The sequence below is a fragment of the Streptomyces sp. NPDC094143 genome (assembly GCF_040303825.1).
Taxonomy (GTDB): domain Bacteria; phylum Actinomycetota; class Actinomycetes; order Streptomycetales; family Streptomycetaceae; genus Streptomyces.
Map to the genome: position 1 here is coordinate 20,608 of NZ_JBEOTZ010000058.1, position 8,882 is coordinate 29,489.

Consider the following 8,882-nt stretch of genomic DNA (forward strand, 5'->3'; position numbering starts at 1 on the left):
GTGCGCGGCGGCAGTGCGTGCGCGTCCGGGCCGCCATCGAGCCCGCCGCTGCGAAGGGCCGCCGGAACGCTGCTCGTGGACTGCGGAGCGTGCGGCACCCGCGGGGCGTCGAACGGGGAAATTCGAACAGTTCCGGGCTCCGAATCGGGGGCGTTGCGCTCGCCGTCCAGCACCGGGGCCGGCGGGACGGGTGGTGGCGGCGGAGACCCGAGGCGGGGCAGCTGACGCACATTGTCCGGGCTGTCGTCGTCGGACACGCGCCCTCCCTTCTGGTGACTGCCAGTAGCGGGGAGGGGGTCGCCTCGCACGCGTACGCGTACGCGTGGTTGGGACCCCCGTCAACCCTTGTTCTGGCGGTGTGATGATGACGATGACGATTACTGGCAGTGCTCGCGGTAGATCCGCTCCAGCTCCGCCGACAGGGCGTTGAAGGTGCTGTGATCACCGCTCACGCGGACCTTCTGGATAGCGGAGACCTTCACCAGATCCAGCCATGCGCGGAAGAACTCCTCGGGTCCCTTCTCACCTGCCGCCCGGGCCTGTTCGAATCTGGCGTTCCAGTGCGCGGCCTTGCGCGGTGACATCTGCGGTGCCATCAGGCACCCCGACGCTGCTTCGGGCCGAAGAAGTCACCGATCACCTTGGCCTCGCCCGCCGGCTCGTCATCACCGTCGGCGGGCGCGAGCCTGCGCAGCGTCTGCTGGGCGCTGTTGTGCGCGGTGACCTGCAGCTGCTTCTTGCGCTGGCTCTTGCGCAGGGCCTTGTCCTCTCGGCGCTTGAGGACCACCTCCGGCTGGGTCTCTTCGTAGGCGGCGACCGTGCCGTTGATGGCCCTGGCGGCCTGCCGCATGGCCTTGGCGGCGTCCCGCAGCGGCTTGACCCGCTTACGGGCCCGGGCCGCGGCCGAGATGCCCCACGGCAGATCACCGTCCAGGCGGCGGGCCTTGAGGTCGGCCTGGATGGCGTCAGCGAGGGCGTCGTAGGTCTGCGCGTCGTTCAGCAGGGAGCCTCGGTGCTGCGCCTGCCAGCCCTCGCGCTCACCGGGGAGCGCGAGGGCCTGCACGCCGGTGGTGACGCGAGTGGCGATGTCCTTACTCATCAGGCGTTTTCTCCTCGGGGTGGTGGTGTGATCAGGATCGGTGGAAAGCTGCAGGTGGCGCTTCGGCGCCTTCACCGCGCTCCCGAGGCGCTGTCTTCGTCTCGGGGGCCGGTGGAACCGTCGAAACAGCTCGTTCGTGCAGGTCACTGCTCCGGGCGGTAGCCGCCGGCGAGCAACTCGGATGCCTCCTGGCGGTACTCCGAGGCGGTGCCGGGCGAGGTGACCGCCAGCTCGCGCTGGATGTCGGCGAGCGGCAGCCGGTCGGCGTCGCCGCCGACGGCGAGGATCATCCGGGCGACCCTGCGGACCGCGCGCTCGCGCGGCTTGAGCTTCGCGATGTCCTCGGCTTCGACCGCGGCACGCTCGATTTCGGCAGCAGCCCGCCGTGTTTCGACAGCAGCCCGCTCGGCTTCGGCGGCCTCCTTCTTGGCGCGCGCGATGTCGGCGAGAGCGGCTTCCCGACGGCGGTCCTCCTCCGCCTTCTTGCGGTCGGCTTCGGCAGCAGCGCGCCGCGTTTCGGCAGCGGCCTTCTCCGTTTCGGCAGCACGCCGGTCGGCTTCGGCAGCGGCCTTGCGGGCTTCGGCCATGGTCTGGGTCTCGATGGCCTGAGCCTCCGCCGCGGCCACCCGGTCGGCCTCCGCCGCTTCCTTCCGCTTCTGCGCGGCCTGGCGCTCCAGCTCGGCCGCCTCCAGCTTCGCGGCAGCCGCCGTCCGGCGTGCCAGCGCGATCCGCTCGGTCTCGATCGCGCCGGCCTCCGCAGCCGCGACCTTGTCGGCCTCGGCCGCCGCCCTGCGCTGCTCAGCCGCCTTCCGCTCGAGCTCGGCCTTCTCCAGGTCGGCGGTGGCCGCCGCCTTGCGCTCCTGGGCCGCCTTGCGCTCCGCCTCCGCCTCACGGGCTCGGGCTTCGGCGACCACGGCGTCGTCGAGAGCCTGCTGCTCCAGCTCAGCGGCCCGCTCTGCGGCGCTGACCTGGGCTCGGGCGTGGGCGCGGGCCTGACCGGTCTGGCCATCGACCTCCGCCCGGACCGCCTCCACCTTGCCCTTGGCGCGCACCCGCTCCGCCTCGGACTCCGCCTTGGCGACCTCGCTGCGCGTCTCCGCGTCCAGGCGCCGACGCTCGGCCTCCTCCGCGCGCTCCTGAGCTGCCTGGTCCTGCTCGTCGGGCATGGCCAGGGCCTGGGCGACCGTGTAGCCGTAGGGGGCCATCTTCATCGGCAGCAGCTCATCCTCGCTGGCCTCGGAAATGTCGCCCTCGTACTTGCGCTTGAGCCACTGCTCGTAGGCGATGAGCTCCTGATCGCGGCGGATCATCTCCGGGTAAGAGGTGACACCCCACAGCCGCATCCGGCGGAAGATCCGGGCCGTCGCCACCGGGGCGAGCACCCACCGCAGCCACGGGATCGAGTCGCGTTCGGCCTGGTCAGGCCGGACGACCCGGTCGATCGACGTGCGGCCCAGCTCCACCACCATGATGAAGAGCACCGGGACGACACCGTGGGCGCCGGCGGCGACGTAGTCCAGCAGCTCCCACGCCCGGCCCTTGGGGGCGCCGGAGGCGGCGTTGAGGACAACGGTCGCGGCCGTCAGCAGCCACACCGGATAGCGGATCCAGCTGATGGGGCGCTTGAGCCAGGCCATCAGCAGGTCGACCGCGATCATCACCATGATGCCGACGTCGACACCGACGGCGAACAGCTGGCCCTTGCCCAGCGAGCCGAAGCGGAGCTCCTTGAAGGCGAACTGGGCGACGTGCTCGAAGGACAGGTACAGGCCGATGCCCGCGAGGGCGAGCGCGGCGACGACGATCGCTCCGGCCGTCCACTTCTGGGTACCGGTCAGCTTCGCCGGGGAGCGGTCCGTTCCGGTTCCGCTTTCCGTCTCCGAAACGAACTCCGGCGCATCCGAAACGGTGCCGGTCGTCCGCGAAACCGGCTGAGGCGTTCCCGAAACGGCGGCCGGTGCGCCCGTCTCGGGGTCGGGTTCGGCCGCGGTTCGCGGCCAGTCAGTGATTGCCATGAGGGCCTCCAGAGGGGGTCGTGCAGGCGTGCGCGAAACGGCGGGGGCTGCTCCCGAAACGCGGCGGCGCGTGCCCGAAACGGCGGTCAATGTGGTCGGTTGATCACGAAACTGGCACCGGCCCTGCCTGCTCCGGGCACACGAAAATGCCGGCCGCCCACGGTGCGGGTGGCGGGCCGGGGGAGTGCTGGCCGGCTGGCTCGAAACTGTCCGGGACTCCCGCCGGGCGAGAGCGAAACGGGACTGTCCGACTCCCCGTCACCGCCCGACCCAGCTGCGCTGTTGCTGGCGGCCGATGCGGGCGGATCAGGCAGCCGTCAGGCCATGTCCGTGAGGGGACGGTGCGGAGCGATGACCCGGCCGTCAGGGAGCAGGTCGCCGGTGTCGTCGAAGACCACCACGGCGTTGCACAGCAGGCTCCAGCCCTGCTCCGAGTGGCTGGCGATGATGTGCGCGGCCTCCCGGTCCGGGCTGTCGGCACTCGGGCAGGTCGGCGTGTGCCTGCACAGGGAGCCCGGCAGCCGGGAGGTGTTGGTGGCGGTCGTCGCGGTGTTGAGCTGTGCAGTCGTCGTGCTCATCAGGGCCTCCCTGGGCTGTCGGTCCGGTCTGTCCGGCTCCCCTTCACCGCCCGCACCGGCCGCCGTGGTTCAGCGGTCGGTGCGGGCGGATCAGGCAACCGCCAGGGCGGATCAGGCAGCGGCGCGCTCGCGGGCGGCCCGGCGCCTCAAGTGGCGGCGCTCGTCCTCGCTCATGCCGCCCCACACTCCGTGGGTCTCACCCATCTCCAGCGCCCAGGAGGCGCAGCGCTCGAGGACCGGGCACCTGCGGCACACCGACTTGGCCTCCTCGATCTGCAGGAGTGCCGGGCCGGTGTCGCCGATGGGGAAGAACAGCTCGGGGTCCTCCCGCGTGCAGGCGCCGGCCTCACGCCAGTTGGTGTTGACCGGCAAGTCGGCGTCGGGGGCGTAGCTGGTGCGTACGATGGAGTCGCGATTCATCAGGGCCTCCCAGAAGGTCCAGAGCAAGAAGTCAGCCCCGGGGTGGCCGCCCCGGGGCTGTTGCGTGTTGTGGTGGCCGGACGGCCCGGAGCGGGCGGGAGCTCCCGGCGCTCTCCGTCGGCCCCGGCCGGGAAGGCGCGGGGACGACGGGCAGGGCCGGGGGTCAGCGCTGCTGCTTCTGGCGTGCGGTGTAGGCGTCCTGGAGGCGGGCGAACCGCTCGTGGATCGGCGCCCCTTGCGCACACGGCGTCTCGCCCTGGCAGGCCGGGCAGGCGGCGGTGTGCTCGGTGGAGTCCTGGAACGCGCGCATGTAGCGGACGAACAGGTCGTCGGTCGGGCGGGCGGTCATCGGCGGTTGGCCTCCGACCTCTTATTCTGCTCCTTGTTCTTCTGCGAGAGCGCCTCGCGTTCGGCGTCGGTGAGGCTGGTGATCACGCCGCCACCTCCCAGTCGGTCGCCACCGGCGCGGTGATGGGAGCGAGGACCAGGGCGACGTCGACGCGGGCGGCGTCCTCGGGCTCGTAGCCCTTGGCGTCGTCCTCGCGCTCGATGTCGTCGATGATCCCGGCCCGCGGCTGCGGTGCGGTGCATGCCATGCTGTTCCCCATCAGGTCCTCCGATTCAGGTCCTGGACAGCCCCGGGGGGTTCCAAGTCACCGAGGCTGTCGCGCTGTTCAGGCTGTTCGTACGAGCAGCCAAGGCCCCGGCCACCCTTCTTGCGGGGTGGCCGGGGCCTTCGTCGTTCGTCCGGAGCGGGTCAGCTCGCGCGGCGCTCGGGGTGCAGCGTCTTGAGCGGCACCGGCGGCGCGCCCAGCGGCGCGTCCCCGTCGGGCAGCTGCGCGCGGCGGGTGTCGGCGTTGCGAACCGCGGACTCGGTCGCCGCCCACTGCATCTCGCGCAGCAGCCACAGAGGCCGGTCGCTGCCGTGCTCGCCATTTGCCGGCGTCTGCTTCTGCGCCGCGATCTGGCTGACGGCCGGGGCGACCGCGACCTTGGGCTTGCGCAGCACGGTGGTCGGGCGGCGGTGGCCGGTCTCAGCGTGGCCGTCCTCGAGGCGCTCCTGCCACTTCTTGACCGTGACGTCGACGGTGACAAGGCGGTTACTGCCCAGGCGGCAGCGGACGGAAGCGTCCTTGCCCGCGCGGCCGGTGTCGTGCGGCACGACCTTGGGGCTCCTGGTCTGGAAGCCGGTGATTGGCACCCACGTCCTGCAGTCGGGGCAGATCAGCGATGTGCAGGCGGGGCGCAGGTCGTACTGGTGAGGTCGGAGGGTGGACAGGGCGAGCGCCGGGCGGCTGTTGACGGTGCGGGAACGGGTCCGGCTCCGGCGGGGACGGGCGGTGTGCTCAAGGGTCGAAGTAGACATCGGAACTCCTCACGGGCGGAGCGGCTGGGGCGCGGGTCGCGATGCTCTCTCCGCCCTCCGGGCCGCACGGCACAAGGCCGGCGTCCCGCAGGACAGACAGCGCACAGCGCTGCGACGTGCACACAGTGGTCGCGGCCGTCAGGCTCCGGGGGAGTTCGATGGTGCTCTCAACCCCGGCCGCCCCGAAGGGCGGACGACTACCTGGGCAACTTCGATATCGAAGTTGCAGTACGATGGTGCGCGATCTCTCTATCGATGTCAAGCACTTCGATAGAGATGTCCCCGCGCTATGTAAGTCGCGAGCCGTAGCTGACGCTAAGCATCGAAGCCCTTAGGATCGCTAGCGAAGTTAGGAGACACATGGCAGGCGGAAAAGGCTCTGAACAGCCCAGATACCTCCAGATCGCTGACGAGCTGAAGGCCGCGATCGAGCGAGGGGACTACCGACCCGGTGATCGACTGCCGGGGGAGAACGCCCTTGCGCCGCAGTACGGCGTCGCTGTGATGACCGCTCGGCGAGCGCTGCGCGCACTCACCAACGAAGGACTCGCCGAGGCTCGGAAGGGCGCGGGGGTGTTCGTCCAGGCTTTCCGCCCTATCCGGCGACGCGGCATCCAGCGTCTGGCACAGGACCAATGGGGTGCCGGGAAGTCGATCTGGTCGGCTGACGAAGACCGGCCCCTGACGGTCGACCAGGTGTCCGTACAGGAGGTCGTTCCGCCAGCGCACATTGCCGAGATACTCAACCTGGACGCTGGAGAGACCGCTTGCGCCAGGTCCCGGCGCTTCGTCCTCGATGGTCGGCCGGTCATGCTCGCCACCTCGTACTTGCCCTATGCCCTGGTGGAAGGATCTGCGATCACCCAGGCCGACACCGGGCCGGGAGGAACCTACGCTCGCCTCGCTGACCTCGGACACGGCCCGGTTCGCTTCCGAGAGGAGATCCGCGGACGGCTGCCCACTGCTGAGGAAGCGGCCACCTTGAGCATGTCCCCTGAGCGCCCTGTCCTGAAGATTTGTCGGACAGCCTTCGACGCCCACCAGCGAGTTGTTGAGGTCAACGAGATGACCCTCGACTCCGCCTCGTACGTCCTGGACTACGAGTTCGATGCCTGACGGCAAGTAGGAGTCGATGCGGGCACGGCACTGGGGTGTGCCCGGGATCGCCATGGTTCCTCCGGCCGGGATTGCGGGTGTGAATCAACAAGAAACAGCATCCGCAGCAGGGGCCTTGAGCGAGATGTCCGGCCGTGGAAGTGGTGTAGCAATAGCGTGGCAATAGCGCCGTTGATACCTGGAAGGTGACCACCAAGGGGGTGTGTAGTGATCGCTGTGGACAGGTGGACAGGCGAGGAGGCGCTGCTGTTGCGGTCGGTGATGCGAGCGTCTGTGCGCGAGTTCGCCGGTCGCCTTGGCATCAGCCCCCGGACCGTCTCGAACTGGCAGCGGAACAAGACGAGCGTCTGTCGTCCCCAGATGGCGCAGATCCTGGACACGGCTCTCCTCCAGTGCACCCCGGCTGAGCAGGAGGCGTTCAGCCTCCGTTTGGCAGCGCTGCGTGGAACGCCAGCTCCCCCCAACGGGGAGTCAGCAGCACGTCCGGCACCATGCGCAGTCGTTTCCCACAAGTTCTTGCCGGTGTACCTCGGTGAGTGCAGTACACCTCTCTACGCTGCGGGTTCGCCAAGCGAGCCTGGACCAGGCGGCTTGGACCAGCGAGTCCTGCCGGTTGACCATCACTCCGCGCAGTCGTCGACGGTTCACATATACGCCTGCGGTGTCGCTGTGGTGCATCTCGAGGAGCACCACCGTCTCAAGTCGTTGACCGAGCTGGCGTTGTGGCGTTACCGCACGTACCTGAAGGAGCCGGGCTGGGTGGGTGAGTGGATGGCTCGCCTGCTGATCCGCCACGGCGCCGACAAGGGCCAGAGCGCCCAGTCGCTCGCTCCGCAGTACGTGCTGTCGGCCTACGAACTGCGCACACATTCCTGGTCAAGGGCTGGCCTGGATACGGCTCTCCAGCTGCTCGCGACGCCATCGGTGCTGGTCAATCGGCAGAATCCAGCAGATGTGGTGCCGCTCGGGCCGGGGGTAGAGGAAGCAAAGTTCCGTGAGGGCTGGGCTCACCCCGAGGCCGTGACGTTCGACGGCGGGGTCTCCCGCGGCGTCGTCAGCTGGTCCGGTGTCGCCTATCACCCGCAGCCGGACGAGCGAGCTCTGACCATGAGCCAGATCGTGGCTCTTGAACTCGACGTGCAGGCCCTTTGGGCCCTCTCGTCGCACATCCTGCACACGATCGAAGACGGCCGGGATCCGGTGATGCCGGCTGCCTACGGCTGGCGCTTTCTGCGCAGCGCCTACTTCCGGCTCACTACCGCGCGCCCCACTGAGACCGCTCAACACCGTGTGATGCGCGAGGCCATTCTGGCCACCAGCGAACTTCCTGATCGGCTGCGCGCCGCCCAGGACGCTCTCCGAGACAGCAATCCGTGATGGCGATGTGGAAGGCGGAGTGGGTGGACCCTCGATCGACGGCGCTGCTGGTCATTGATGTGCAGCAGGGCTTTGTCAACCAGCACAGTCGCGGAATCATCCCTGCGGTTGTTCGGCTGGTGGAAGGCTGGCAAGCAGCTGGCGCTCCCGTGGTGCTGTCGCGGTTCCACAATGAGCCCGGGTCACCGTACGAGACGATCACGGGATGGACGCGATTGCGTACTCCTGAAGAACAAGCCCTCGTCGCTGACCTGGTCCCCTTTGCTGCCAGCGCCGCCGCAATCATCGACAAGCACCAGTCATCGGTGTTCACCCCTGAGGCCGCCCGGACCATCCACGAGGCGAGCTGGACCGATCTGGTGCTGTGCGGCATCGACACAGACGCGTGCGTATACGACTCCGCTGTCGCCGCCTATCAGGCCGGATACCGCCCGTGGATCGTCACCGATGCTTGTGCCTCCACCGGCGGAGTTCGCTACCACGACGCCGCGCTCCTGCTCGCCTCCCGAAACATCGGCGCTGAGCAACTAGTCACGAGCGAGGTTGCCTTGTCCCGCATCAGTGGAACGCAGGGAGCCCACACATGAACAAACCGTATAAGACAGATGTGCTGGTAGTCGGCGCGGGGCCGTCCGGCGTGGCGGCCGCGGTGATGGCAGCCAGCCTGAATCTTCGAACGGTCGTCGTGGAGGCTGGTGCAGTAGGCGGCAAGCTGCATGCTATCGGGGCGCTGGAAAACGTCCCTGGCAACTGGTCGACCGGTTCCCGGTTTGCTGAAGCCCTTGCCGCCGACCTGAATCGCCTACAGCAGGGTGCCCGATGCTCCGTCATGCAGGCCCGTGCGGCGAGCGTCAGCGGCTACGACGACCGGGCGGAGCTCGTACTCGAGGACGGGCGCACACTGAGCGCAC

12 protein-coding genes are annotated in these 8,882 nt (G+C 69.2%); 4 read left to right on the top strand and 8 right to left on the bottom strand.

Going from position 1 to position 8,882, the window contains the following annotated elements:
* Positions 1-377: 377 nt before the first annotated feature.
* From ABTZ58_RS37080 to ABTZ58_RS37115, 8 genes are all read right to left on the bottom strand, one after another.
* Positions 378-596 carry a hypothetical protein gene (locus ABTZ58_RS37080; RefSeq protein WP_351366956.1) on the bottom strand — a complete coding sequence of 73 codons (219 nt, stop codon included), beginning with the start codon at positions 594-596 and terminating at the stop codon, positions 378-380.
* The gene (locus ABTZ58_RS37085; RefSeq protein WP_351366959.1) at positions 596-1,099 is read right to left on the bottom strand and encodes a hypothetical protein; all 504 of its coding nucleotides are present in this window, start codon (positions 1,097-1,099) and stop codon (positions 596-598) included. The genes ABTZ58_RS37080 and ABTZ58_RS37085 overlap by 1 nt, the downstream gene beginning before the upstream one ends.
* Positions 1,100-1,242: 143 nt before the next feature.
* Complete coding sequence (locus tag ABTZ58_RS37090) at positions 1,243-3,114, bottom strand: DUF2637 domain-containing protein (RefSeq protein ID WP_351366962.1); 1,872 nt, start codon at positions 3,112-3,114, stop codon at positions 1,243-1,245.
* A gap of 317 nt (positions 3,115-3,431) precedes the next feature.
* Positions 3,432-3,623, bottom strand: a complete 192-nt coding sequence (locus ABTZ58_RS37095) for a DUF5999 family protein (protein ID WP_351366987.1) — start codon at positions 3,621-3,623, stop codon at positions 3,432-3,434.
* Positions 3,624-3,803: 180 nt separating this feature from the next.
* Entirely contained in the window at positions 3,804-4,112 is a 309-nt protein-coding gene (locus tag ABTZ58_RS37100; protein ID WP_351366965.1) for a WhiB family transcriptional regulator, read from the bottom strand.
* A 163-nt stretch (positions 4,113-4,275) separates the two neighbouring features.
* Positions 4,276-4,461, bottom strand: coding sequence for a hypothetical protein (locus tag ABTZ58_RS37105; RefSeq protein ID WP_351366968.1), 186 nt, complete (start codon positions 4,459-4,461; stop codon positions 4,276-4,278).
* 82 nt (positions 4,462-4,543) lie between these two features.
* Positions 4,544-4,708, bottom strand: coding sequence for a hypothetical protein (locus ABTZ58_RS37110; protein WP_351366971.1), 165 nt, complete (start codon positions 4,706-4,708; stop codon positions 4,544-4,546).
* Between the two features lie 161 nt (positions 4,709-4,869).
* Positions 4,870-5,478, bottom strand: coding sequence for a hypothetical protein (locus ABTZ58_RS37115; protein ID WP_351366974.1), 609 nt, complete (start codon positions 5,476-5,478; stop codon positions 4,870-4,872).
* Positions 5,479-5,838: 360 nt separating this feature from the next.
* Here ABTZ58_RS37115 and ABTZ58_RS37120 point away from each other — a divergent pair, with 360 nt between their 5' ends.
* From ABTZ58_RS37120 to ABTZ58_RS37135, 4 genes are all read left to right on the top strand, one after another.
* On the top strand, positions 5,839-6,594 hold the full coding sequence (locus ABTZ58_RS37120) for a GntR family transcriptional regulator (protein WP_351366977.1): 756 nt from the start codon (positions 5,839-5,841) through the stop codon (positions 6,592-6,594).
* A gap of 669 nt (positions 6,595-7,263) precedes the next feature.
* On the top strand, positions 7,264-7,971 hold the full coding sequence (locus tag ABTZ58_RS37125; protein WP_351366980.1) for a hypothetical protein: 708 nt from the start codon (positions 7,264-7,266) through the stop codon (positions 7,969-7,971).
* On the top strand, positions 7,968-8,558 hold the full coding sequence (locus ABTZ58_RS37130) for a cysteine hydrolase family protein (protein WP_333937113.1): 591 nt from the start codon (positions 7,968-7,970) through the stop codon (positions 8,556-8,558). Before ABTZ58_RS37125 ends, ABTZ58_RS37130 begins: the two co-directional genes overlap by 4 nt.
* A partial coding sequence (locus ABTZ58_RS37135; protein ID WP_351366984.1) for an FAD-dependent oxidoreductase occupies positions 8,555-8,882 on the top strand: 328 nt, incomplete at its 3' end. The genes ABTZ58_RS37130 and ABTZ58_RS37135, both read left to right, overlap by 4 nt.

What these genes read in the sequence shown, in the direction of transcription:
- ABTZ58_RS37090 (WP_351366962.1), bottom strand. Translation starts at nt 3,114, where the DNA reads ATGGCAATCACTGACTGGCCGCGAACCGCGGCCGAACCCGACCCCGAG.
- ABTZ58_RS37120 (WP_351366977.1), top strand. Translation starts at nt 5,839, where the DNA reads ATGGCAGGCGGAAAAGGCTCTGAACAGCCCAGATACCTCCAGATCGCT.
- ABTZ58_RS37085 (WP_351366959.1), bottom strand. Translation starts at nt 1,099, where the DNA reads ATGAGTAAGGACATCGCCACTCGCGTCACCACCGGCGTGCAGGCCCTC.
- ABTZ58_RS37100 (WP_351366965.1), bottom strand. Translation starts at nt 4,112, where the DNA reads ATGAATCGCGACTCCATCGTACGCACCAGCTACGCCCCCGACGCCGAC.
- ABTZ58_RS37105 (WP_351366968.1), bottom strand. Translation starts at nt 4,461, where the DNA reads ATGACCGCCCGCCCGACCGACGACCTGTTCGTCCGCTACATGCGCGCG.
- ABTZ58_RS37115 (WP_351366974.1), bottom strand. Translation starts at nt 5,478, where the DNA reads ATGTCTACTTCGACCCTTGAGCACACCGCCCGTCCCCGCCGGAGCCGG.
- ABTZ58_RS37080 (WP_351366956.1), bottom strand. Translation starts at nt 596, where the DNA reads ATGGCACCGCAGATGTCACCGCGCAAGGCCGCGCACTGGAACGCCAGA.
- ABTZ58_RS37110 (WP_351366971.1), bottom strand. Translation starts at nt 4,708, where the DNA reads ATGGCATGCACCGCACCGCAGCCGCGGGCCGGGATCATCGACGACATC.